Genomic DNA, 23,849 nt, shown 5'->3' with positions numbered 1-23,849 from the left:
GAATTTTCAATTTCTCCGAAGAAATGATTTTTTTTTACGTCCGATGAAAGTTTTTTTTAAGCTGTTTTTGAGCCTTGCCATCCTCAGGATTTATTCCCGTGCTAATCTACTCGGGTTTATTTCAACCCTCTAAAACATTCATTTCTGCAAATCCTCTTTTTTTGGATTAAAAAAGAACCTAAAGAGGACTCATTTGTAAATTACTGACTAACAGGCCGTTATATGAAATTATAATCCTTCTGCTTATAATTGAGAGGAAATAGGAATTAACCCCAATAATGATTGATATGGAACGACACCTTAATCACACAGTTGTAGCAGATCTTGAAAACGAATTGAAAGATACTTTCGCTAACATAGAAATGAGTGACCTGAACCTTCAGGACATTACAATGGATGAGTTTGTTGAGCAGTTGAGCAAAAAATCAAAGCTTAGCAAAGAGGAAGTAACTGAGATGGTAGAAGAAAAGATCAACTACATCTACTCAAAGAGACTAGGATAATACCTTTTCTACTTAAATTACACCCTGATTAATGAAGAGGCTGCCCAAAAGGCGGCCTTTTTTTTATGAGTGCTTTTCACTCCAGCACGATCGATACCCAACATCTGGAACTGTCTTTTGTATTTCTCAGGTTCAAATCTGAACACAACTGTACGGTATTCGTACACATTTCTTCAAAAACACGAACTTTAACTGATTGATAATCAAATATTTAAATAAATGGCATATTCATTGGTAAATAGGAGATGGACTTGAAAAAATGGATATGTTTATAATGAGAAAAGTGAATGTGTGGCACCTTCTGTTTGTGCTCTTGTTTTCAATATTGGTGAGCCCGGCCTTTTCGCAAGCCGAACCCGAAGTTCTCACTCTAGAAAGGGCTATGGAGCTGGCGCTTCAGAATAACATAGATTTGAAGAGAGCGCAAAACAACGTAATTGCAGCCACGTCAAACAAGCGGCAAGCAGTGATGAATTTTCTCCCGAATCTTAATGGCTCTATTGGCTATACTGTTTCTAATGGAACTAACTTTGACAATAACTCCGGCCAGTTCGTAACGACAACTTTTGAGCAGTCAAGCCCTACTTTAAGCTCTAATATGAACTTGTTTAGCGCTTTCTATAATCATCATTTGTTGCATAGAAGGGAGAATGAGTTGGAGTCGTCAGTTTACGCACTTAGGTACTCTGAATTAATTGTCAGGGCGAATGTCTTGCTAAGGTTTCTGAACGTTTCACTTGATAGAGAAAATATCAAAAACTCCGAACGCAGGCTTGAACTGCTTCAATCGCAGCTTGAACGTGAAGAGAAGCGTGAATTTGTCGGTGTAGCCAGTTTGGAGAATGTGTACAACTTCAGATCCCAGGTTGCAAACCAGAAGCTAACGCTTGTGGGCCTCGAAAACCAGTACAAAAGTGATTTTCTAGCGCTGATTCAAACGTTACAACTAAATGATCCTGAGAACTATGTGCTTCAGGATATCGAAGTGCAGGTTTCTGCGGAGGATACTCAGGTGGAACCATTTCAGCAGGTAATGGCGGAAGTTTTAGAGAACTCTTACAATGTCAAGAGCTCTTTTTATACCATGCAAGCGGCAAAAAATGCCTTGAAGGTGAGCCGCACCAGTTACTATCCTTCCGTTGGTATTGGAGCCGGAATCGGCACTCGATACTCAACCAACAATGATGGAGAGTTGTTCTCTCAGTACAAGACGTTTACAAACAATTACTACGGATTCCAGATAAGTGTGCCAATTTTCAACAACTTTTTGGTTAAAAACCAGGTTGCGCAGGCAAAGGTGGGAATGTTTAACGCTGAATTGAATTACAAGCAGGCAATTTTGGATATAACAAATAGAATTCAGAGGGACTATCTGGATTTAGTTTCATCCATTACCTCCTATGAATCTGCTTTGGAAAACTTCGAAGCACAGGAGCAGACATTCAATTTTGTTCAAACCCGATTCGACACTGGTGCGACAGATTTCTATACATACCTTGAAAGTCTGAATAATAAGAACAATGCCGAGATTACACTTATTAATGCCAAGTATAGTATTGCATTTAGGAATAAAATTCTCGATCTGTTCAGAGGAATGTCATCCACTACAGAGTAGTACATCTGTATAACTGATATCAACGAAGGAGGTCAAAGCCTCCTTCTTTTTTTGTCCCAACCACACGATGACCAATCAGCAGGACATGCAAATACGTGTCAGGTAAACTGATTTCGTTTTTCTCGCTACTGTATAGATCCTGGATAAAAACACTGTCGTTACTTGTCAGGTAGAGCTGATTCTTCGAAAAGCAAAAGAAGTCGCAGGACGGGCTGTCGATGATGCCCTGATAATTTCCGAGGTTGTCAAAATAAACAATGCCCCCGCTGTCCAGAGAAGCAAACAGCACGTTCTGATATTCCCTGATGAAAAGAATCTTACCATCAACGGGTATTGATGCGTTGAAAGGGATTTTCGACTGAATTTTTTGATCAATAGGGTCAAATTTAATCAAGCCGTTGTACGACTCGTCGATCAGCCAGAACGAGTTATCCTGCGAGGGGCAGGCGAGCCGTATAAAGCTCTGAGACTTGCCAGTGAGGTCATACTCAGTAGTAGGCGACATGAACCTGTCGAGTATGACGATAGATTGAAATTCTTCGTAAAACAGAAAAGTCTTTAGCGGATTCCAGGGATCAATCAGCGTGACCTGCCCCAGCCTTCTCGGAGAGTAGTTCACAATCTGCCTGCCCGTGGTGTCGTATTTGGCAACCGTACCGTTCTTGAATGCAAGATAGAAGTCGCCTCGCCTGTCAACCGACTGAGCCGTGACAACTGACCCAGGCACATTTTTTTCAATCACTAGCTGGGCCTGGCACACCAAAACAGACTCGAGTAGGGCCAGACATAGGACAACTGCCTTATTCAAACCTTTTGAGCGCAACTTTTTTTCCGTCAAATACCGCATAAGTACAGTGGTTGATCCACTCTCCTAAGTTAATGTATCTGCTGCTCTTCCCAACTTCCAGGTCAAGGGGCAGGTGTCTGTGCCCGAAAATATAGAAGTCGTGGTGCTCTTTGGCTTCAGCTTCTTTGCAATATGTCCAAAGCCACTCGTCATCCCCCAGAAAGGCCTCGTCATACCTCAGGTTGCTGATCCTGCTGTTGCTCGACCATTTGTGAGCGATGGCCATTCCCACATTGGGGTGCAGCCATTTGAATGCCCATTGGCAAAGCTTGTTCCTGAAAATCTTCTTAAGAAATTTATATCGATAGTCGCCGGGCCCAAGGCCATCGCCGTGCCCCACCAGCAGCTTTACACCATTGACGACGTAGCGCTTGTTTTCATGGTACACGGGTATTCCAAACTCTTCAGTAAAGTAGCTGGCCATCCACATATCGTGGTTGCCTGAGAAAAAGATGACAGGAATGTCTTTATCGACCAGTTCAGCAATTTTTCCCTGAAACCGGGCAAAGCCTTTGGGGATCACATGGTTGTACTCAAACCAGAAATCAAAAATATCGCCAACAAGAAAGATGGCGGCGGCAGAGTCTTCGATACTTCCCAGCCATTCCACCACTTTGTTCTCCCTTTCCCGGCTCTTTGTTTGGTTGGGGGCTCCAAGGTGAAAATCACTGGCGAAATAGATCAATTTCCCGTCCGGGAGGGTACCGTTGTCAAACTGCATATGGGTACAAAATAAAAAGATCAGGCGTTAACCTGATCTTTGAATCAAATATTATTTAAAGAAGATCACTTTTTGGTTGTATCCTCAACTACGTCTGAGGTTTCCTCATTTGTAACTTCCTCTGCTACCGACTTTTTCAAAGCTTCAACTTCATCATCGGTTTTTTCTTCGCCTTCGACTACTGCTTCTACTCCCTCTCCGTTGGCGTTATTGTTGGTAAATGCCTGGTAGGTGGTTTGCTTTTCAAAAGGGCGTTTACCTATCAGCCTTTCCAAATCATTCTGAAAAATGATTTCCTTCTCCAGAAGTTCTTTAGCGATAACCTCAAGCTCCTTTTTGTGATGAGTCAGCATCTTCTTCGTACGCTCATAAGCAGTAGAAATAATGTTTCTCACTTCAGAGTCTATAGTTTCAGCGGTTGATTCCGAATAGGGCTTGTTGAAGGCATATTCCGACTGCTTTGAATCATAGAACGACACGTTGCCAATTTTGTCATTCATACCATAGATCGTTACGATGCTGTAAGCCATCTTGGTTACCCTCTCCAAATCGCTCAGCGCCCCGGTTGATATCTTACCAAAAATAATCTCCTCAGCGGCACGACCACCCAAAGCCATACTCATCTCATCAAGCAACTGCTCAGTTTGGTACAGGAACTGCTCTTTCGGCAGATACTGCGCATACCCAAGCGCCGCAATACCACGGGGAACGATGGATACTTTCACCAACGGATCGGCGTGCTCAAGGAACCAGCCGGCCACTGCATGACCAGCTTCATGGTAGGCAACAATTTTCTTTTCTTCCGGCGAAATGATTTTTGTCTTTTTCTCCAAACCACCAATCACTCTGTCAATGGCATCCTGAAAGTCTTGCATGTCAACGGCTTCTTTGTCTCTTCTGGCTGCGATAAGTGCGGCCTCGTTACACACGTTGGCAATTTCAGCACCGGCAAAGCCTGGGGTTTGTGCAGCCAGTTTTTTCACGTCCACGTCTTTCGACATCTTAATAGGCTTCAAATGCACTTTGAAAATAGCCTCTCTGCCAATTACATCTGGCTTGTCAATACTAATTTGACGGTCAAACCTGCCCGGGCGCAGTAAAGCGCTGTCAAGCACGTCAGGGCGGTTAGTAGCCGCCAGGATGATAACACCTGAGTCCGTAGCAAAGCCATCCATTTCAACCAGCAGCGAGTTCAGCGTATTCTCTCTTTCATCGTTGGAGCCAGGCACCTGGCCTCTGCCCCTTGAGCGACCAATAGCGTCAATCTCGTCTATGAACACTATACATGGTGCTTTCTCTTTCGCTTGCTTAAACAGGTCACGTACCCTTGCAGCACCTACACCAACAAACATTTCAACAAAGTCAGAACCCGAAAGTGAGAAGAAAGGCACAGCAGCTTCACCAGCTACCGCTTTCGCCAAAAGTGTTTTACCAGTGCCGGGAGGGCCTACAAGCAAAGCTCCCTTTGGTATTTTACCACCCAGCTTAGTAAACTTGGCTGGATTCTTAAGAAAGTCTACAATTTCTTTTACCTCTTCTTTGGCCTCGTCAAGTCCTGCCACATCCACGAATGTGATCTTTACCTTGTTTTCTGCATCAAACAATGCTGCTCTTGATTTTCCAATATTGAATATCTGTCCGCCAGGTCCGCCGCCACCGGTCATCCGGCGCATCAAGAACCAGAAACCGAACAGGATCAGGAACAAGAAACCCCAATTAAAGAAAATGTTGGTGATGTCAGATCCTTCCTCGATTTTGTACTCAATTCTCTGGTTGTCAGGCAAGCCTTTCTCAATCTCCCTAAACTTCTCATCGAAGTTGTCGGCCGAAATGATCTTGAATTTGTAATGTGGCCCCTGGCTGAGTGAGAAAGGATTTCTCTGCTCCAACTCTACTTTGTACTTACTGTTATTGAGTGCTTCTTCTTTTAATGTTACTTCAACAAGGTTTTGCGTTCTTAAAAGCACCACCCCTTTCACATCATTGCTGAGCAGCATTTGCTCGAACCTTTTTTGCGAAATAGTTACTGATGAAGAGCTGTTGTTGAAATAAGTAATTCCCAGCACTACCGCCAGAAGCGTTAGAATCACCCAAATTTGATAATTGGGTCTCTGCGGAGGCTTTGGAATTAGGTTTTTCCTCGGTCTATCTTGATTTGCCATTCTTTAATCTTTCTAAATCTAAATCTATTGTACAGATTGATAAAACGCTTTTCTATCGCTAATGTTCCTTAAATGGATGAGCTTTCCACCGGAGTGATCACTGCATCTCCCCAAAGCTCTTCCAGCGAATAGAAATCACGCTTATCTTTTTTGAATATGTGAGCTACCACATCTATGTAATCCAAAAGGATCCACTCTTTGTTTTGCTTGCCTTCTTTTTTCCAGGGGGACTGTTTTGAAGCTTTAAAAACGAATTCTTCTACAGAATCACAAATGGCATCTATTTGAGTGTCCGAGTTGCCAGAACAGATAATGAAATAATCAGCTACAGCATTTTTCACATTTCTCAGATCCAAAACTACTATGTCGTGGGCTTTCTTTTCTGCCATTCCCTGCACCACCAAATCATTGAGTTCAACCGTTTTAGGTTCAACTGGCATTTTGCCCTTTTTTACTGTCATTCAAAACATTTTACTTTGTCTACAAAACTACGAAAAAAGATTGCACAAAATTTTCTCCAAAAATCTCTTTATCGGCAAAAAGGTGGTTTACCTGCCAAAATGTCACTCAACCAACTCGATAGCTACACAATTGGCCGAAATAGAGCATGTCAACGAAGGTGCAGTTGTGATAGCCGACGAGCAATTGGCAGGCCGGGGCCAAAGAGGCAACTCCTGGGAGTCGGAGCCAGGTAAAAACATCATGATGTCGGTGGTGCTGAAGCCCACTTTCTTAAAGCCTTCACAGCAGTTTTTTTTAAACATCATTGTATCAATCGCAGTTAAAAAGACGCTAAGCGAATTTGGGCTTGAGAATGTAAAAGTCAAATGGCCTAATGATATATATGCAGGCAACAAGAAAATTACCGGCATCCTGATTGAAAGCACGCTGAAAGGAAGCATGATCGAAACTTCAGTTGTGGGAGTAGGCTTAAATGTGAATCAACTGGTATTTACCTCAGAGAAAGCAACCTCAATGGCGCTTGAAGTGGGAAACGACCTGGACAAGGAGCTTGTGCTGGAGAAGCTGTCCCGGAATATTGAGTCTATATATCTTCAGCTCAAAGGTGGCGCCTCTGAAAAACTGAAGGCAGACTATTTGAAGTCCATGATTGGATGGGGTGAGCGGCGGTCATACCGTGAAAAAGAGGGGACGTTTGAGGGCGAAATTCTTGGCGTTTCTGAACTTGGAAAACTTAAGGTCGAGCGAGGCGGGAACGTAAGGGAGTACGACTTAAAAGAGATAGAGTTCTTATGGAAGTAGTCACTCCTTAAAAACTTCTTCCGTTTGGCTTACAAAAAGTTATGCGCTACTTTTGCATCGATTTATAAATCAATATTATCATAAAATGATTGAAACAAGTCTTAATTACAAAGTAAAAGACATTTCACTGGCCGATTGGGGCAGGAAAGAAATCCGTCTGGCAGAAGCCGAAATGCCTGGTTTGATGGCACTTCGGGAAGAATATGGCGTTTCCAAGCCTCTTAAAGGAGCCCGTATAGCAGGTTGTTTGCATATGACCATTCAAACAGCCGTTCTTATTGAAACGCTGGTTGAACTGGGTGCAGATGTTACCTGGTCTTCCTGTAATATCTTTTCTACACAGGATCATGCCGCCGCTGCTATTGCCGCCGCTGGTGTTCCCGTGTTTGCATGGAAAGGCATGAATGCCGAAGAGTTTGACTGGTGTATCGAGCAGACACTATTTTTTGGTGAGGACAGGAAACCTCTCAATATGATCCTTGACGATGGTGGCGACCTTACCAATATGGTGCTGGACAAATACCCTGAGATGGTACCAGGCATTAAAGGTCTTTCTGAGGAAACTACCACAGGTGTTCACCGCTTGTATGAAAGAATGAAAAAGGGCACCTTGCCCATGCCTGCGATCAATGTGAACGACTCTGTGACCAAGTCTAAATTTGACAATAAATATGGTTGCCGTGAGTCGTTGGTGGATGCCATTCGCAGAGCTACCGACGTGATGATGGCCGGTAAAGTGGCTGTTGTTGCTGGATTTGGTGACGTAGGAAAAGGTTCCGCCGAGTCGCTTAAGAGCTGTGGTGTCAGGGTGATCGTATCTGAGATCGACCCTATCTGCGCTTTGCAGGCAGCTATGGAAGGGTACGAAGTAAAGAAAATGGCCACTGCCGTTAAAGAAGCTGATATCATCGTAACCGCTACAGGCAACAAGGACATCATCAAAGAAGAGCACTTCAGAAGCATGAAGGACAAGGCTATTGTTTGTAACATTGGCCACTTTGACAATGAAATTGACATGGCATGGCTAAACAGCAACTACGGTCAGACAAAAGTTGTAATAAAGCCGCAAGTAGACCTTTACAATATCGAAGGATCAGAGATACTTGTTTTGGCTGAAGGGCGTTTGGTGAACCTTGGTTGTGCCACTGGTCACCCATCGTTTGTAATGTCAAATAGCTTTACCAATCAGGTGTTGGCGCAATTGGAGCTTTGGACAAATACCGACAAGTACGAAAATGCGGTGTACACATTGCCTAAGCACCTCGACGAGAAGGTAGCAAGGCTGCACCTGGCTAAAATTGGTTGCGAACTTGATACACTTAGCCCCGATCAGGCCGAATACATAGGGGTTTCTCTTGAAGGCCCATACAAGCCTGATTATTACCGTTACTAAAATTACTGACATAATTTCATGACAGAGAAAAGGCCCGCAAAAGGGCCTTTTTTTATTATTTTGAATGAAAGTAGGTGAAAACAGTCCGTATTTCGCAAATTAGGCTGGTTAACAAACTTGGGTGATTTGTCGTATTATGTAAAAAGAGATTGATTCTAAATAGCCCGCCAGTTGGGCAAGGAATTTGCTGAATTCATTGACATGTCAACAACCGTAACAGAAACCATGGAAGGGCCAAAGCGGCACAGCTATAGTGACTCAAAGAAGATGAAAATCTTTAACGGGGAATTTTTGCCGCATATTGACTCGATGTACAATTTTGCCTACCGTCTTACTTTTGACGACGATGAGGCAAAGGATCTTGTGCAGGAAACTTATTTTAAAGCTTTTCGATTTATAGATTCCTTTCAGGAAGGAACCAACGCCAAGGCGTGGTTGTTCCGAATCTTGAAGAACAGCTTCATCAACGACTTCAGGAAGAAAAGTAAGGAGCCTGCCAAAGTTGATTATCAGGAAGTTGAAACTTATTACAACTCAGATGATGTTGATGAACATATAACGGTCGACCTGCGAGTAGACGCTCTGCAAAACATGATTGGTGACGAGGTCTCCAATGCGCTGAATGCGCTGGACGTTGACTTCAGAACAGTAATCATACTTTGTGACCTGGAAGGTTTTACCTACGAGGAGATGGCGAAAATTCTCGACATCCCGATAGGTACCGTGAGATCGAGATTGCACAGAGCCAGAAATCTACTGAAGGAGAAGCTAAAATCATATGCTCAGACAATGGGCTACAAATAATTTTTTTCGTAATTTTCGTGATTGAAATTGACAGAGAATGGAACAAAGTTCTGCAAAGGAAGGCTGCAAGGAGTCAGTGAAATGTATTGAAATTTTGCATCTGCTACTTGATAATGAGGCGTCGCCAACTCAGGAGGATTATTTGCGGAGTCACCTCGACAGCTGCCTGCCCTGTTTAAAAAACTACAAAGTTGAAGCGGAGATTAGAAACATCTTGCGTACTAAGCTTGAGAAGCGTGAAGTCCCTGCAGATTTGCTCAACGCCATAAAATCGAAAATTTCTGTTTCTCTTGCCCCTGAAGGTTAATGCGCAAAGCAATTATTTTTACTGCTCCGTCAGGTTCTGGTAAAACAACTCTGGTAAAACATCTTTTAGATCATATCCCTTCCCTTGCCTTTTCTATTTCGGCCACAACAAGGAAACCTCGAAACCAGGAGGTGAATGGAAAAGACTATTACTTTCTCTCGTTTAGCGATTTTCAGAGTAAAATTGAACGGGACGAATTTATAGAATGGGAGGAGGTCTACAACGGATCTTTTTACGGCACACTCAAAGAAGAGATAGACAGAATATGGGCTTTGGGAAAAGATGTTATTTTTGATGTGGAGGTGCACGGTGCGCTCAACCTCAAGAAATACTTTGAAGACGATGCCCTGGCGGTATTTGTGAAAGTGCCTGATTTAAGCACCCTTCAGGAACGACTTCAAAAGCGTGACACAGAAACAGTAGACACGCTCGAAAAGCGCCTCCAGAAGGCTAAATATGAAATGACCTTCGAAAAGCGACTGGATGTGACCGTGCTCAATGATGACCTGCAGAAGGCTAAAGACATGTCGCTCCAAATTGTGAAAGATTTTTTAGCTTAGCTTTTCGAATCACTTTCGCTGGCGTGTGACGAGGTACTGCCAGGAACAAAACATCAATCTATTGGATATCGGTCTCTATTTTGGTTCATTCAATCCTATCCATGTTGGGCACCTCATTATTGCCAACACTATGTTGGAGAATACCGAAATTGAAGAGGTGTGGTTTGTTGTCAGCCCTCAGAACCCACTGAAGAAGCGAAGCAACCTGGAGCATGAGTTTGACAGGTTTGACCTGGTGCAGGCGGCTATACACGACAACTATCATTTCAAAGCCACTGATGTCGAGTTTCATATGCCCAAACCCAGCTATACAGTGGATACCCTGGCATATTTAACCGACAAGCTCCCGCAGCATAAATTCAAGCTGATAATAGGGGAGGACAATCTCGCCTCTTTTCCTAAATGGAAAAATTTTAATGTCATTTTAGAGAACCACGGGCTGCTCGTGTACCCACGGCCCCAGTCGAATCCGTCAGGCCTCAAAGATCATCCAAATGTGAAAATTGTTGATGCTCCTTTACTGGACATATCGGCCACATTCATTCGGAAACAAATAAAAATGGGCAAGTCGGTGAAGTACCTGATCCCCGACAGCGTGAATGAAATGATAGAACGGAAGAAGCTTTATCTGTGAAACGGAAGGTTATTTCCCTTAGTTGTTGAACCCGACAGTATTTTTCGCTAGGCCCCCGTCGTATCCTCTTGAAGTGGTATGGCCTGTAATTTAATGGAGCCAGTTAAATCAGAGCAGCCTCGTATATGGGCTACTCTTACGAGTGCAGTGGTTCTGAAACTCAGAATACACATTGCTTAAATTCAGTTCACATTGCTTCAGTTATCCGCTTTTATTTAGCTGAAGAGACTAACAAGACACATTTTTGGGAGTTGAGCTATTTACGCAGACAATGAAAATTTCGAATAGCCAACTCAGTATCTGCTAACCTTAGACAGAATTCGCTGTGCAACCCTGCGCTGTATTGTTTTCCGCCAAATAAAGTCCTCTTCCCACATTGACGGGCTTTCTACTGATTCAGTTTTATAAACCGCACGACGGTAGTCGTATTGTGTTGTTTCACAACCGCAAAGTATTTCCCCTCATGTAAGGTATCAACCTCCATTGTGATTGTTGCCTGGCCTTTAGTAATATATGACTTGATTATTCTTCCGGTCATATCAATGACTGATATACTGACAGGTTGATTGCTGTCGAATCTATCAAACTGAATGGCAAGTGTATTAAATACCGGGTTTGGATACAGTTTCACCCCAGATGTGCCCCAAGATCCCTCAACGGAGGTAATTACTACCTGCTTGGGTTCTGACATTTCGCTTAAACAACCGTTTTTTGTTATCCTGACCGTATAACTCCCATCCACAGTTACTATGTGGTCTGCACTAGTTGCTCCTGTGATTGTTACACCATTTTTGAACCATTCATAACTGTCTCCTCCTTCTGTTTGCAATATGATCGCTTCCGGATTTGATGCGTTTATCGTTATTTCCGGCTTAGGAGGACTCGTTATCTGAAGTTGAGCAGGGTTAGAAATTGTACCCTGACAGCCCCCTCCAAGAACGCATCGATAGCTGCGGCCATCCAGGAGGCTTGTAACTCCGCTGAGGGTCAGGCTGGCTGTATTGACATTGGAATAGATGCCTGTGGTGGTTAAGTCTGTAAATCCTTCCCCGCTGTCTTCCTGCCATTGATACGTTAAACCATCACCTGAAGAAACTTCTACAAAAAAAACTACATCGGTGCCACCGCATTCGGAGACATTTATTGGGTGACTGCTGATGACGATTGGGTTGGTAACGACCAATTCAGCTGATTCGGAAATAGCTTGATTTGAGGTGCCGCTTTGGCAAGAAGTACTGACGACACACCGGTATTTTTGGCTACTTTGGCTGCTCGAAATATTTGAAATCGAAAGATTTGCTGTATTAACACCGGAATAATTACCGTCTTCTGTAAGATCATGGAAATCAGTTCCGTTGCTTTCCTGCCATTGGTAGACGACGGTATTGGTGCCTGCGTCTATCGAAAAGGTTGCTTCTTCACCTGAACAGACCTGGGCGGTGGAAGGATGTCTTATTATTGCCACACTTGCGGGCTGGACGGTAAGATGCGCTTCATTGGAGAAGAGAGGAGAGGCGCAGCTGTTCGAAACAGAACAAACAAATGCAGCCTCGTTAACAGCAGAGGTTACGTTCGTAAGCGTGAGGGTCGATGTTTTGGTTCCAGAGTACATACCTCCATCTGATAAAGCACTCCCATTTACAGTCCACTGATAATTCAACTCTGACCCGCCTGCCTCAACAGCGAAGGCCACTGTGCCTCCCTGGCAAATAGTTTGTGCTACTGCTGACGTGATAATACTTGGGAGAGCATTTACTTTTAATGTGACGACATCCGTAAACGACTCTGGAGTACAGGTGCCTATTCTGCAACGAAATTTGTTGCCATTCAAGGCCGCCGGGATGTTTTGGATGGTAAGCTGGCGTGAATTGGTGGCTAGGTAGGTTTCGTTGGTTGTTAAATCGACAAAATTTCCGTCACCTGCAACGTCTGCCTGCCACTGGTAGGTGGTAGAGGTATTTTCGACTGAAAAAGAAAGAGTTGTGCTTGCTCCCTCGCAGACCGTTTTGCCAACTGGCTGACTAGTGATATTGGGAAGGAGAACTACTGACAACTTCCGGGGAGCGACATTTACTTCACTACATAGCCCTTTTTCTGTACTCAAAACACAACGATAATTTCGACTATTAAAACTGCCTCCTGCATTTGAAATACTGAGTTCGTTACTTTGGGATCCAAAAAAAGTATCGTCGTCTTCTATGTTAACGAACCCTAAGCCAGTGTCTTGTTGCCACCGATATAGGACTCCAGGCCCGCTTGCTTCCACAGAAAACTTGGCCGTCTCATTTTGACAAACTGTTACATTATCTGACTGCGATATTACGGAAGGCCTGCTGTCTACAATAAGTTCGGCTTCAAAAGAAGCATGTTCGGTTTGGCAATCCCCGACTAAACACCTGAATTTGTAGCCGCTCATATCAGCGGTGATTCCGCTGTTGGCTATATGAAGTGTACGGGTAAGCACTCCGGAGTAAGGAGAAGAATCTTCCAAATTCACAAAACCTGACCCATTATTCATCTGCCACTGATATGGAACTGGAGCACTTCCAAAACCCGTAGTTATATTGAATACTGTTTCGCCGGACAATGAGGCACATAATGAAACATCAGAAGGTTGAGAAGTAAACGAAACCTCATTGTAAACTCTCGCTGAAGCCACAGCAGAGTAAATAGCGCAATTACTCGCAGTTTTCACCTTCACCTTGTATATGTAAGAATCAGGAAAGTTGGCTGGGGCGTCGGCAATTGAAAGAGACGTGGTGTGAACTCCTGAATAGGTGCCGGAAGCTATATTAGCAGAACCAGCATTTGCTCCATCTGAAAGGTCGGCGTAGATGGGGCTCCCCACATACCCCTGCCATTGATAGCTGAGGCCTTCTCCCAGCGCTTCTACAGTAAACTCCAGATTGCCATTTCCAAAGCATTGATAAACGCTAGCTGGCTGCTGGGTAATGACCGGGTTAAGGTTTACAGTGAGGGTAGCAGAGGCTGAAGAAACTGGAGGTGAACAAAGCGAAGCCACCAGACGATACTGAAAGCCGTTCATCGATGCGGTTACTCCAGTGAGGGTAAGTGTTGTCCCGGTTACTCCCGAATATATCCCTCCATTTGACAGATTTGCAAAACCGGATCCCTGGTTTTCCTGCCATTGGTATTCGCCGAACCCACCCGTTACAGTTGCGCTAAAAGTAGTATTGGTACCCTCACAGACTGAAGAGTTGAGCGGATCAGCAGTTATCACTTGTAAAGCATTTACTGTGAGTGATGCCAGCGCTGAGGTGGTAAGGCATGATGCATCCTGAACAATACACCGGTAAAGATATGAACTCATTCCTGCCGTTGCTCCGGTAATGGCAAGTGTTGCAGTAGCTGCACCTGAATAAACCCCGTCGTCGGTGACATTTGAGTAGATTCCAATGCCGTTGTTGGTGTTTACTTGCCACTGGAAAGTTAAGCCCGTGCCAGGTGCGATCACATTGAATGACGCATTGTCTCCTTCACAAATTGCCTTACTTGCAGGTGGCGTGGTAATCGACACAGTTGTACATGTTCGAAGCCTGGCTATGTTTTTTTTGGCTACTCCGTAATACGAAACAAAGGCGCCGCCAGAAATTACCTTACCGTCAGATTGCACCGTAATGGTATTTATTTCATAGGAGCCTCCTTCAAACCCGTTTCCGCCAGTAAATACATCTGTGACACCTGAAGCAGAAAGTCGGATCAGCCCGTTGGTGAAATACCCTCCCGCTAAAATCTTGCCGTCAGGTTGAATGGCCAGTGACTTAACAAGTGAGTTAAAAAGAGGGGGAGTAAACGTGCCATCAACTGCACCGGAGCTCCCTACTCTCGTTAAAAAGCCAAAACCGCCACTATTGCCTGCGGCGAGTATTTTGCCATCAGCCTGAACAGCTACCGCATAGATTTGGGTGACCGAGCCGGCAGCGGAGAATGTACCATCTAAGGCCCCGCTTGTATTTAAGCGAACGAAGTTACTTGTGCTTGTTCCGTTATAGGATGTGAAGCCTCCCCCAGCAATTATTTTTTCGTCGGATTGAATAGCTATGCTTCTGACATAGGAATTAAATCCGGTGCCTGGGTCAAACGTTTCGTCTAGAGTTCCGTCGGCATTCAAGCGGGCGATGCTTTTTCTTGATGTACCGTTATAACTTGAAAAATCGCCCCCAACAATAATGCTCCCATTCGACGCTACAACTGCTATGGAAGCCACAGTACCATTCAACCCTGTACCTGTTGAGTTGAAAGTGCCATCAAGTGTCCCGTCAGCATTTAAGCGGGCAATAGAATAACGGGTGGTTCCATCGAAGGAACTGAACAAGCCCCCGATCAAAATTTTGTCATCTGACTGAATAGCTATTGCCAAAACTCCCGCATTTAACCCAGTGCCGATGTTTGCAGTAAAATCTGGATCAATCACGCCGTCTGTTCCTAATCGAGCTATACGGTTGACAGTTGTTCCATTATAGGAGGTAAAGTAACCTCCAACAATGAGTTTTCCATCTGCTTGAAGTCCAGATGCATACACGGTATTATCGAAGCCTGTTCCTGTAATGTAGGAATTGTCTGGTTCGGCAATTTGAGCTCTTATCGTGGTAGACAAGCAAAGAGCAATCGAAATCAACAGTAGCTTCTTCATAGTTGTTGTAAAAGAATAATTCTAAATCTTCGATAGCGAAACCTCTTCGATATTACAGACTACTCAATTCCTAAGGCATTGTAAGTTTCAAGCACAATTCCACAATAGCTCGTGCTTCAAATAGTACGTTTTTTGAGAGTCTGGAGAGGGCTAATAAGTAAATCTAGATAGCCGGAAGATATGTTTGCGACCAATCTTGCGAGCAGGCCTGTTTTCTTTGTGAGGATATAATATTCCTTTACAAACGCCACTAAGATTGACGATCTCGATGGACATGAAACTGAACTTGCCATCTAACAGAAACAAAATGGATGCTGCGGACGGGGTAAATTCCCGTTCTTCTTGAATTATTCAATAACTGTTGGAGTGTGATTTCCTAAAAAATAGTATTCAACAAAATAGCTAGCCTAATCATAGAAGGTGTTGAGGTACGCTAGTATCCTCTTCCTATTGGCTTGAGCTTAATGGTGTATTTTGCAACCTACTGTGGGTAATTCGACGGAGGATACGATTGAAGAAGGTGCCAGGTACAGCTGGATGATCCTATGACGATAGCTGAAATCTTATTGAAACGCATCTTTTGCAAGCACCCTAATTTGAAACATAGGATTGCTTGAAGGCTCAAATGTGTATAGGAGTTTAAACCGTCATGATCTCCACCTCTTTTGCATCTACCAGCTTGTCGATTTTGACTGAGTGCGAATCGGTAAGTTTTTGAACTTCATCTTCAGCCCTTTTTACATCGTCTTCAGCAGCCCCTTCTTTCATCAGCTTTCTAATCGATTCGTTGGCATCCTTCCTGATGTTTCTCACACTCACTTTGGCTGTTTCTGCCTCCGCTTTTACTTGTTTGACGAGGTTCTTTCTTCTCTCTTCAGTCAGAGGAGGAACGTTGATCATGACCATTTCCCCGTTGTTTTGAGGGTTTAGGCCCAGGTCGCTATTGATGATCGATTTCTCAATTTCCGAAATCATATTTTTTTCCCATGGCTTAATGGCAAGTGTCCTTGCATCGGGCGTATTGACAGATGCTACTTGCTGTATTGGAGTCATGGCACCATAGTAATCGACCATGATACCATCAAGCATGTTGGGCATTGCTTTTCCAGCCCTTATTTTTGCAAGCTCTGCCGAAAAATGAACAATGGCTTTGCCCATCAAATCTTTAGCTTCCTCTAGAAATAGTTGTATCTCCTCATTCATTCTTAAAAAAGTTAATTTATCAGAGTGCCCACTTCCTCGCCTTTCACAACATTAATGAGGTTGCCGGGCTTGTTCATATCAAATACAATAATCGGTAGATTGTTTTCCTGACATAGCGTAAAGGCGGTCATGTCCATTACGTTCAATCCCTTTTCATAAACTTCCTGAAAAGAAATCTGAGCGTATCTGGTGGCATTTGGATCTTTTTCGGGGTCAGCTGAATACACACCATCCACACGGGTGCCTTTCAGCACAACATCGGCTTCAATTTCAATGGCCCTTAGGCTGGCAGTGGAGTCCGTAGTGAAGTAAGGATTGCCTATGCCAGCGCCAAAAATCACAATTCTGCCTTTTTCGAGATGCCTGATAGCTCTCCTTCTGATAAAAGGCTCACAAACTTGCTCCATTTTTATACCTGACATAAGGCGGGTAAACATGCCATGGGCTTCAAGTGCGCTTTGCAGTGCCATAGCATTAATCACTGTTGCCAGCATCCCCATATAGTCGCCCTGAACCCTGTCTATCCCAATAGTGGATGATTGCACGCCACGGAAGATATTACCACCACCAATAACAATGGCTACTTCAAGGCCCTCATCCTTTACTTTTCTTATTTCCTGGGCATATTGTTCAAGTTGTGCGGGGTCAATGCCATATTTCTGACCACCCATGAGTGCCTCTCCGCTTAGTTTTAGTAATATTCGTTTGTATTTCATAGAGCCGGTCTTCCGTGCTTTTGTATGGGGTAAAAGAATGGTTAAATCAGGCAAATATAAATGAAAGCCTTCGACTATGCCTTAGGAAAATGTAATTAGTACCTGATTTTTTTCAACGCTTTGCCCTTTTTCAACAGAGATAGCCTTGATAATTCCGTCACCAGGCGATTTAAGCACATTTTCCATTTTCATAGCTTCCAGAATCAAGATGGGGTCGCCCTGATGAACCTCCTGGCCCTCCCTCACTTTTATTTCGTGGATAAGCCCGGGCATAGGCGCTTTCAGGTCGTTGGCTTTTTTTGCAGTGGTATTTGAGATGCCCAGTTTTTCAAGTAAAATATCCATCTTGTCTTTGACAGTCACCTCCACCTTTTTTCCGTTTACCAACAACGAAACCATTTTCGAAGCCTTGTCGGTGGCAACTATTTCTACCTCAAAAGCCTTTCCACTCTTTATTACGTGATAGTGATTTGGTTTCACCTCAACTACCTCATGATTAAATAAGTCGCCATTCAGGTAGACCTCCCCATTTGTTTGGTAGTCAACGTCGATTTCTTTTTGACCTTTTATAAGTACCTTCGCCATGAATTCTTTTTTGGCAAAATACGACATAATATTTTGTGATGATATGGGCAGGAACACTTTAGAAGGAAAGCTTGGGTCGGGAACAGCATTGCTCTCAGTCGCATGTATATTATTAACAATTGTTGGCTGCAGGTCTTCCTATCAGGCTTCGTCAAACGCCGCTGGGGCTGAAGAGGCCATTGTTGAAATAGATTTGCCGCCCTACCAACCCGCCAGTCCCAGGTTTTTCGATATCCTGCACACCCGGCTTGACCTGGAATTCGATTGGGAAAACAAATGGGTGATCGGTCAGGCTGACATCACCCTGAGGCCTTACTTCTATCCTCAGAACCAACTGATGCTGGATGCGAAAAGCTTTGAAATCATTGGCTGTGATTTAGTGGAACACTCGGCCGCTGTTCCTTTGGAGTTCCATTACGACGGTGAGGCCGTTTATATTAATTTGGAAAAGGACTATAAGAGATCGGACACACTGTCAATCAGAATGAAGTACATCGCTAAGCCATACGAGCGGGCAGCACAACCCGGACAGGCAGTAGCCTCCGACCGGGGCTTGTTCTTCGTTAACCCATCTGGTGCCGACACGCTGAAGCCTAAGCAATTGTGGACGCAAGGTGAGACACAATTCAATTCCCGCTGGTTTCCTACCATCGATGCACCTAATGAAAGATTTACACAGGAGATATTCCTGACTGTGGACTCTTCGCTAACCACACTATCCAATGGTGTGCTTCAATCCTCTGATTATTTGGGAAACGGCCTTAAGAAAGACCATTGGAAACTCGATAAGCCACATGCGCCTTACCTGGCCATGATTGCGGTTGGCAACTTTGCGAAGGTTGACGATTGGGCCGATTCACTCCAGCTATCTTATTATGTGGAACCAGCTTTTGAAAAATATGCCAAGGACATCTTCGGAAACACGCCAGAAATGATTGCTTACTTTTCTCAGGTGCTGGACTATCCTTATCCCTGGGCCAAGTACGACCAGATTGTCGTCAGAGACTATGTGTCTGGGGCTATGGAGAATACAACGGCATCCGTTTTCATGGAAGACCTTCAGGTGAGCAGGAGGGAGCTGCTTGACGATCATTGGGACGGCATCATCGCACATGAGCTCTTTCACCAGTGGTTTGGCGACCTGGTCACCTGTGAGTCGTGGGCTAACCTGGCACTCAACGAGGGTTTTGCCAACTACAGCGAATACTTGTGGAACGAACACAAGTATGGCAAGGAAGAAGCGGACTATAATTTATGGATCGAAAAGGATAACTACCTGGCCGAAGTTGGCAGCGGTAAGTTGGATCCCATTATTAATTATTTCTACGAAAACCCTGACGACCTTTTTGATAGCCATCGTTATTCAAAAGCTGGCCTTGTGCTGCACATGCTTCGCAACTATACGGGGGATGAAGCTTTTTTTGCGTCACTCAACCATTACTTAAAAGCGAATGCCTATCAGTCAGTCGAAATTGATGACCTTCGGAAGTCCTTTGAGGCTGTGACAGGAGAAGACCTGCAATGGTTCTTCGAGCAATGGTTCGAACTACCCGGGCATCCGGTTTTGGAGGTATCAACGTCCTATGCCAATGATAGTCTCACTATCAACATCAACCAATTGCAGGTGTCCGATTCGATCGGGCTCTTTGTTTTCCCTCTGGATATTCAAATTTGGGAAGGAGCCACCAGCACAACCCATGAATTGCTAGTCGATGCTCCCGAGATTACGATGACTTTGCCGCTGTCAAAGGAGCCAACATTGGTGGAGGCTGACCCGGAAAGGGTTTTGCTAGCCGAAATTTATCAGCCCAAAACAAGCCAGGAGTTGCTGATGGCCTTTTCTAATGGAAGTTCCTTTGCCCTTCGAAGAGAGGCACTGGAAACACTCTTTTCTGAAGGTGACTCCATTTCGATAGGCAATGCTGCGATGCTCGGTTTGGCAGACGTATCCCCACGCCTGCGAGAGATGACGCTGGATAATTTGGTTGGCCGGGGCCACCTGACTAATCCTGACATTGCAAGGGCTGTACAAAAACTCACTACCGACAGCCGTTCGCTGGTGAGGGCAGCAGCATTCAGTGCTTACAGCGAAACAGAATCGGGCGATATAAACGAGGTGATGATGAAAGCACTTGCCGATTCTTCTTATAGTGTAATAGGGGCTGGTCTTGAGGTGCTACTTCAGGATTATGTGGAAGATCCTATTTGGCTCAGGGACTTTCTTGGCTTAACACACCTTAATATAGCAGCACCTATTGCAGGTTACTACAATCAGCAGGTGAAAGAGGGGCATCTTGACTGGTACAATAAGAACCTGCTTAGCTTTCATGGCATGGATCGCTGGATGTTTCTGCAGTACTATATAGAGTACGTCGTGTTGACAGATCTCTTCAAGGATGAGTCAACAGCGAAGGTGCTTACGTATATTGCTACGAACGACAACGAATATTATAATCGAATTGCCGCTTTCCAGTCGATGACACTGGTGATTCCAGAAACCCCCGAAAACAGGAAGATACTCGCCTCAATTGCAGCAAAGGAGGAAGACCAGCGAGCGAAAGCGGTTATGAACAGCTTACTGGCTGCCGAAGGGAACTAAAGAAGTTGAAGTTCGCCAGGAATATTTTCTACTTTTTAAATCAATTATTTGAATAAAACCAAAAAGCGTATAATTTTGCACTTCCTTTTAGAAACAGGCCCTTAACAGGCCTTTTTTTAACGGTTGTTCTTAGTCATTTTGTTTGATATGGGGGAATACCAAAGCGGCCAACTGGGGCAGACTGTAAATCTGCTGACTTATGTCTTCAGAGGTTCGAATCCTCTTTCCCCCACAGCGAAAGTTCTTTGTTTAGGACGTGTAATTGTATAACTTGCACGCCCTCTGAGCGAGGGACGTCAAACTTAGTACATTATGCGGGCGTAGCTCAGTTGGTAGAGCGACAGCCTTCCAAGCTGTAGGTCGCCGGTTCGAACCTGGTCGCCCGCTCTAGACAAAGAACATAAGAGGTGGAGTCATTCATCATTTATGTTCTTGTTTAATTTATGAACCGTAGTGCTAGGATACCTGTGACGCTGATAATTTCTGGTTCAGGTAGCAGCTCAGCGGGTCAGGCATTGGCGGTGGAAGCCAAAGTCTTTTTTGCCGTTGTAGCTCAGAGGTAGAGCACTTCCTTGGTAAGGAAGAGGTCACGGGTTCAATTCCCGTCAACGGCTCTCTGTATTTTGAACATCTATTAACTGATATATTAATAACTAAATCGAGGATTATCAAATATGGCAAAAGCAAACTTTGATCGTTCTAAACCGCACGTAAATATTGGCACCATCGGTCACGTTGACCACGGTAAAACCACTTTGACGGCTGCTATTTCTGCAGTTCTTGCGGGTAAAGGACTGGCCGAAATTAAAGACTTCTCAGCGATCGATAACGCTCCAGAAGAAAAAGAAAGAGGTATTACTATCAATACTTCGCACATCGAGTACCAAACTGAAAAGAGACACTACGCTCACGTGGATTGTCCTGGTCACGCTGACTATGTGAAGAACATGGTTACTGGTGCTGCGCAAATGGACGGAGCGATCATCGTAGTGGCTGCGACTGACGGACCAATGCCTCAAACCAGAGAGCACATCCTTCTTTCTCGTCAGGTAGGTGTTCCTGCGCTTGTGGTTTTCATGAACAAAGTCGATTTGGTAGATGATCCAGAACTTCTTGAGCTTGTTGAAATGGAAATCAGAGAGCTTCTTACTTATTATGACTTCCCAGGCGATACTATTCCTGTTATTCAGGGATCGGCTCTAGGCGCACTTAACGGTGAAGCTAAGTGGGTAGCTAAAGTAGAAGAGCTTATGAACGCTGTTGATGAGCACATTCCACTTCCTGAAAGAGCGATCGACAAGGATTTCCTTATGCCTGTTGAAGACGTGTTCTCAATTACTGGTCGTGGTACAGTTGCCACCGGTAGAATTGAAAGAGGTGTAACCAACACAGGTGATGCAGTTGACATCATCGGTATGGGTGCTGAAGGTCTTAAGTCTACCATCACTGGTGTTGAGATGTTCCGTAAGATTTTGGATAGAGGTGAAGCTGGTGACAACGTAGGTCTGCTACTTAGAGGTATTGAGAAGTCTCAAATCCGTCGTGGTATGATCATCTGTAAGCCAGGTTCTGTGAAGCCTCACGCTCACTTCAAGGCCGAAGTTTATGTTCTTTCTAAAGAAGAAGGTGGACGTCACACTCCTTTCTTCAACAGATACAGACCTCAGTTCTACTTGAGAACTACTGACGTAACTGGTGAGATTACTCTTCCTGCAAACGTAGAAATGGTAATGCCAGGTGATAACATCACTATCGAGGTGAAATTGCTTAACCCGGTTGCTCTTGAGAAAGGTCTAAGATTCGCCATCAGAGAAGGTGGCAGAACCGTTGGTTCTGGTCAGGTGACTGAAATTCTTGACTAAGTTTTTAAATAGCTGAATGCGTTTCATCTTAATGGTGAAACGCATTTGCATATAATAAAACATTATCATACCTTTGCAGTCCGTTTTTCGGGCTGCATTCGTTAAACGGGTGTAGTTCAAGGGTAGAATAGCGGTCTCCAAAACCGTTGATGGGAGTTCGAATCTCTCCACCCGTGCTATAAAAACCGGAAGAATATATGAATAAACTGGTTGCGTTCGTAAAGGAGTCTTATGACGAGATGAGAACCAAGGTAACTTGGCCTAAATACTCTGAACTTCAGGGTAGCTCCGTGCTGGTGTTGGTGGCATCACTAATATTTGCTTTGTTCATCGGTGTTGTAGATTTGGCGTTTGAAAACGCATTGAAATGGTTTTATAACGCCTTTTAATAGGCAGTATAAATATAGTGAAGGATGGGAGAAATTAATTGGTACGTGGTAAGAGCAGTAAGCGGGCAGGAGAAGAAAGTCAAGACCTACCTGGAGACTGAGATTACCAGACAAAATCTGGAGGAAACTATTCCTCAGGTTTTAATTCCGTCCGAGAAAGTATACGAAATGCGTAATGGTAAAAAGCGAGTGAGAGAGCGTAACTTTTTTCCCGGTTACATCATCATCGCCGCCGACCTTTCGCATGGAGAAATACTTCACACAATAACGAATATCCCTGGTGTAATAGGGTTTCTGGGTTCCAGAGACAAAACGAAGGCACCAGTACCTCTAAGGCAGAATGAAGTGAACCGGATACTTGGAAAAGTAGACGAAATGGATGAAGCCGAAGAGAAATTAGATACACCTTTTATAGTAGGTGAAATAGTGAAGGTGATGGATGGGCCATTTAGTGGTTTCACAGGAACGGTTGAGGAAGTATTCGAAGAAAGAAGAAAGCTTAATGTGATGGTGAAAATATTTGGCCGGAACACACCAGTTGAATTGAATTATTTCCAGGTAGAAAAACAGGATTAATAAAATGGCTAAAGAAATTAGCGGGTACTTGAAACTTCAAGTGCGTGGTGGACAAGCCAACCCTGCACCCCCGATTGGTCCGGCTTTAGGTAGCAAGGGTCTTAACATAATGGAGTTCTGCAAGCAGTTTAACGCTAGAACGCAGGAAAAGCAAGGTATGGTTCTTCCGGTATTAGTAACCATCTATACCGACAAATCTTTTGACTTTGTAATCAAGACGCCTCCTGCGCCAGTGTTGATAATGGAGGCTTCAAAGGTTAAGAAGGGATCTGCTGAACCCAACAGGGACAAAGTAGGATCAGTTACATGGGATCAGGTAAAGCAAATTGCTGAAACTAAGATGCCTGACCTAAACGCATTTACCGTAGAGTCTGCTATGAAAATGGTAGCCGGTACTGCAAGAAGCATGGGTGTTAGGGTAACAGGAGCTGCTCCTTGGGATAATTAATCAGAGAG

21 protein-coding genes and 4 tRNA genes are annotated in these 23,849 nt (G+C 44.2%); 17 read left to right on the top strand and 8 right to left on the bottom strand.

Features of this window, described 5'->3' with window-relative positions; all coding sequences use genetic code 11:
- Positions 1–287 precede the first annotated feature (287 nt).
- Together RT717_RS19285 and RT717_RS19280 are read left to right on the top strand one after the other, a co-directional pair.
- On the top strand, positions 288–503 hold the full coding sequence (locus tag RT717_RS19285; RefSeq protein WP_317487989.1) for a hypothetical protein: 216 nt from the start codon (positions 288–290) through the stop codon (positions 501–503).
- A 274-nt stretch (positions 504–777) separates the two neighbouring features.
- Entirely contained in the window at positions 778–2,118 is a 1,341-nt protein-coding gene (locus tag RT717_RS19280) for a TolC family protein (RefSeq protein WP_317487988.1), read from the top strand.
- A gap of 19 nt (positions 2,119–2,137) precedes the next feature.
- Here the strand turns inward: RT717_RS19280 and RT717_RS19275 are convergent, their stop codons facing one another.
- The 4 genes from RT717_RS19275 to rsfS form a co-directional block, all read right to left on the bottom strand.
- Positions 2,138–2,965 (bottom strand): hypothetical protein, encoded by an 828-nt coding sequence (locus tag RT717_RS19275; protein ID WP_317487987.1) that lies wholly within the window; start codon positions 2,963–2,965, stop codon positions 2,138–2,140.
- A complete protein-coding gene (locus RT717_RS19270; protein ID WP_317487986.1) occupies positions 2,919–3,686 on the bottom strand; it encodes a UDP-2,3-diacylglucosamine diphosphatase in 768 nt (255 codons plus the stop codon). Before RT717_RS19270 ends, RT717_RS19275 begins: the two co-directional genes overlap by 47 nt.
- A gap of 65 nt (positions 3,687–3,751) precedes the next feature.
- Positions 3,752–5,848, bottom strand: coding sequence for an ATP-dependent zinc metalloprotease FtsH (ftsH, locus tag RT717_RS19265; protein WP_317487985.1), 2,097 nt, complete (start codon positions 5,846–5,848; stop codon positions 3,752–3,754).
- A 68-nt stretch (positions 5,849–5,916) separates the two neighbouring features.
- Positions 5,917–6,309, bottom strand: a complete 393-nt coding sequence (gene rsfS / locus RT717_RS19260) for a ribosome silencing factor (RefSeq protein WP_317487984.1) — start codon at positions 6,307–6,309, stop codon at positions 5,917–5,919.
- Positions 6,310–6,349: 40 nt separating this feature from the next.
- On the opposite strand from rsfS, the gene RT717_RS19255 reads away from it, so the two are divergent.
- The 6 genes from RT717_RS19255 (at position 6,350) to nadD (ending at position 10,809) form a co-directional block, all read left to right on the top strand.
- Positions 6,350–7,111, top strand: coding sequence for a biotin--[acetyl-CoA-carboxylase] ligase (locus RT717_RS19255; protein ID WP_317487983.1), 762 nt, complete (start codon positions 6,350–6,352; stop codon positions 7,109–7,111).
- Positions 7,112–7,196: 85 nt separating this feature from the next.
- Entirely contained in the window at positions 7,197–8,504 is a 1,308-nt protein-coding gene (gene ahcY / locus RT717_RS19250) for an adenosylhomocysteinase (protein WP_317487982.1), read from the top strand.
- Positions 8,505–8,729: 225 nt separating this feature from the next.
- The gene (locus RT717_RS19245) at positions 8,730–9,308 is read left to right on the top strand and encodes a sigma-70 family RNA polymerase sigma factor (protein WP_151998053.1); all 579 of its coding nucleotides are present in this window, start codon (positions 8,730–8,732) and stop codon (positions 9,306–9,308) included.
- A gap of 37 nt (positions 9,309–9,345) precedes the next feature.
- Entirely contained in the window at positions 9,346–9,615 is a 270-nt protein-coding gene (locus RT717_RS19240; RefSeq protein ID WP_317487981.1) for a zf-HC2 domain-containing protein, read from the top strand.
- Complete coding sequence (gene gmk / locus RT717_RS19235) at positions 9,615–10,175, top strand: guanylate kinase (RefSeq protein ID WP_317487980.1); 561 nt, start codon at positions 9,615–9,617, stop codon at positions 10,173–10,175. Before RT717_RS19240 ends, gmk begins: the two co-directional genes overlap by 1 nt.
- A 61-nt stretch (positions 10,176–10,236) precedes the next feature.
- On the top strand, positions 10,237–10,809 hold the full coding sequence (nadD, locus tag RT717_RS19230; RefSeq protein WP_317487979.1) for a nicotinate (nicotinamide) nucleotide adenylyltransferase: 573 nt from the start codon (positions 10,237–10,239) through the stop codon (positions 10,807–10,809).
- Between the two features lie 388 nt (positions 10,810–11,197).
- On the opposite strand, the gene RT717_RS19225 is transcribed toward nadD, so the two are convergent.
- The 4 genes from RT717_RS19225 to RT717_RS19210 all read right to left on the bottom strand — a co-directional run bounded on the left by RT717_RS19225 (position 11,198) and on the right by RT717_RS19210 (position 17,967).
- A complete protein-coding gene (locus tag RT717_RS19225) occupies positions 11,198–15,463 on the bottom strand; it encodes a T9SS type A sorting domain-containing protein (protein ID WP_317487978.1) in 4,266 nt (1,421 codons plus the stop codon).
- Between the two features lie 639 nt (positions 15,464–16,102).
- On the bottom strand, positions 16,103–16,666 hold the full coding sequence (gene frr / locus RT717_RS19220) for a ribosome recycling factor (RefSeq protein ID WP_317487977.1): 564 nt from the start codon (positions 16,664–16,666) through the stop codon (positions 16,103–16,105).
- A gap of 11 nt (positions 16,667–16,677) precedes the next feature.
- On the bottom strand, positions 16,678–17,382 hold the full coding sequence (pyrH, locus tag RT717_RS19215) for a UMP kinase (protein WP_151997924.1): 705 nt from the start codon (positions 17,380–17,382) through the stop codon (positions 16,678–16,680).
- Between the two features lie 81 nt (positions 17,383–17,463).
- Positions 17,464–17,967 (bottom strand): biotin/lipoyl-containing protein, encoded by a 504-nt coding sequence (locus tag RT717_RS19210; protein WP_317487976.1) that lies wholly within the window; start codon positions 17,965–17,967, stop codon positions 17,464–17,466.
- Positions 17,968–18,010: 43 nt separating this feature from the next.
- Between RT717_RS19210 and RT717_RS19205 the strand changes: the two genes are divergently transcribed.
- From RT717_RS19205 to rplK, 9 genes are all read left to right on the top strand, one after another.
- On the top strand, positions 18,011–20,566 hold the full coding sequence (locus tag RT717_RS19205; protein ID WP_317487975.1) for a M1 family metallopeptidase: 2,556 nt from the start codon (positions 18,011–18,013) through the stop codon (positions 20,564–20,566).
- Between the two features lie 149 nt (positions 20,567–20,715).
- Positions 20,716–20,798 (top strand) — tRNA-Tyr (locus RT717_RS19200).
- Positions 20,799–20,880: 82 nt separating this feature from the next.
- Positions 20,881–20,953, top strand: a tRNA-Gly gene (locus RT717_RS19195).
- A gap of 155 nt (positions 20,954–21,108) precedes the next feature.
- Positions 21,109–21,180: transfer RNA gene (locus RT717_RS19190), tRNA-Thr, on the top strand.
- Positions 21,181–21,240: 60 nt separating this feature from the next.
- Positions 21,241–22,428, top strand: a complete 1,188-nt coding sequence (gene tuf / locus RT717_RS19185; RefSeq protein WP_317487974.1) for an elongation factor Tu — start codon at positions 21,241–21,243, stop codon at positions 22,426–22,428.
- 105 nt (positions 22,429–22,533) lie between these two features.
- Positions 22,534–22,604, top strand: a tRNA-Trp gene (locus RT717_RS19180).
- Positions 22,605–22,625: 21 nt separating this feature from the next.
- The gene (secE, locus tag RT717_RS19175) at positions 22,626–22,817 is read left to right on the top strand and encodes a preprotein translocase subunit SecE (protein ID WP_151997928.1); all 192 of its coding nucleotides are present in this window, start codon (positions 22,626–22,628) and stop codon (positions 22,815–22,817) included.
- Between the two features lie 24 nt (positions 22,818–22,841).
- Positions 22,842–23,393, top strand: coding sequence for a transcription termination/antitermination protein NusG (nusG, locus tag RT717_RS19170; protein WP_151997929.1), 552 nt, complete (start codon positions 22,842–22,844; stop codon positions 23,391–23,393).
- A 4-nt stretch (positions 23,394–23,397) separates the two neighbouring features.
- The gene (gene rplK, locus RT717_RS19165; protein ID WP_151997930.1) at positions 23,398–23,841 is read left to right on the top strand and encodes a 50S ribosomal protein L11; all 444 of its coding nucleotides are present in this window, start codon (positions 23,398–23,400) and stop codon (positions 23,839–23,841) included.
- Positions 23,842–23,849 lie beyond the last annotated feature (8 nt).

Source organism: Imperialibacter roseus (genome assembly GCF_032999765.1).
In the GTDB taxonomy this organism is placed as follows: domain Bacteria; phylum Bacteroidota; class Bacteroidia; order Cytophagales; family Cyclobacteriaceae; genus Imperialibacter; species Imperialibacter roseus.
The sequence above is the reverse complement of the archived record's forward strand: the minus strand, read 5'-3'. Positions and strand labels throughout refer to the sequence as shown.

Coding starts and splice junctions, on each gene's coding strand:
- RT717_RS19285 (WP_317487989.1), top strand. CDS start 288: ATGGAACGACACCTTAATCACACAGTTGTAGCAGATCTTGAAAACGAA.
- RT717_RS19280 (WP_317487988.1), top strand. CDS start 778: ATGAGAAAAGTGAATGTGTGGCACCTTCTGTTTGTGCTCTTGTTTTCA.
- RT717_RS19275 (WP_317487987.1), bottom strand. CDS start 2,965: ATGCGGTATTTGACGGAAAAAAAGTTGCGCTCAAAAGGTTTGAATAAG.
- RT717_RS19270 (WP_317487986.1), bottom strand. CDS start 3,686: ATGCAGTTTGACAACGGTACCCTCCCGGACGGGAAATTGATCTATTTC.
- ftsH (WP_317487985.1), bottom strand. CDS start 5,848: ATGGCAAATCAAGATAGACCGAGGAAAAACCTAATTCCAAAGCCTCCG.
- rsfS (WP_317487984.1), bottom strand. CDS start 6,309: ATGACAGTAAAAAAGGGCAAAATGCCAGTTGAACCTAAAACGGTTGAA.
- ahcY (WP_317487982.1), top strand. CDS start 7,197: ATGATTGAAACAAGTCTTAATTACAAAGTAAAAGACATTTCACTGGCC.
- RT717_RS19245 (WP_151998053.1), top strand. CDS start 8,730: ATGGAAGGGCCAAAGCGGCACAGCTATAGTGACTCAAAGAAGATGAAA.
- RT717_RS19240 (WP_317487981.1), top strand. CDS start 9,346: ATGGAACAAAGTTCTGCAAAGGAAGGCTGCAAGGAGTCAGTGAAATGT.
- gmk (WP_317487980.1), top strand. CDS start 9,615: ATGCGCAAAGCAATTATTTTTACTGCTCCGTCAGGTTCTGGTAAAACA.
- RT717_RS19225 (WP_317487978.1), bottom strand. CDS start 15,463: ATGAAGAAGCTACTGTTGATTTCGATTGCTCTTTGCTTGTCTACCACG.
- frr (WP_317487977.1), bottom strand. CDS start 16,666: ATGAATGAGGAGATACAACTATTTCTAGAGGAAGCTAAAGATTTGATG.
- pyrH (WP_151997924.1), bottom strand. CDS start 17,382: ATGAAATACAAACGAATATTACTAAAACTAAGCGGAGAGGCACTCATG.
- RT717_RS19210 (WP_317487976.1), bottom strand. CDS start 17,967: ATGGCGAAGGTACTTATAAAAGGTCAAAAAGAAATCGACGTTGACTAC.
- RT717_RS19205 (WP_317487975.1), top strand. CDS start 18,011: ATGGGCAGGAACACTTTAGAAGGAAAGCTTGGGTCGGGAACAGCATTG.
- tuf (WP_317487974.1), top strand. CDS start 21,241: ATGGCAAAAGCAAACTTTGATCGTTCTAAACCGCACGTAAATATTGGC.
- secE (WP_151997928.1), top strand. CDS start 22,626: ATGAATAAACTGGTTGCGTTCGTAAAGGAGTCTTATGACGAGATGAGA.
- nusG (WP_151997929.1), top strand. CDS start 22,842: ATGGGAGAAATTAATTGGTACGTGGTAAGAGCAGTAAGCGGGCAGGAG.
- rplK (WP_151997930.1), top strand. CDS start 23,398: ATGGCTAAAGAAATTAGCGGGTACTTGAAACTTCAAGTGCGTGGTGGA.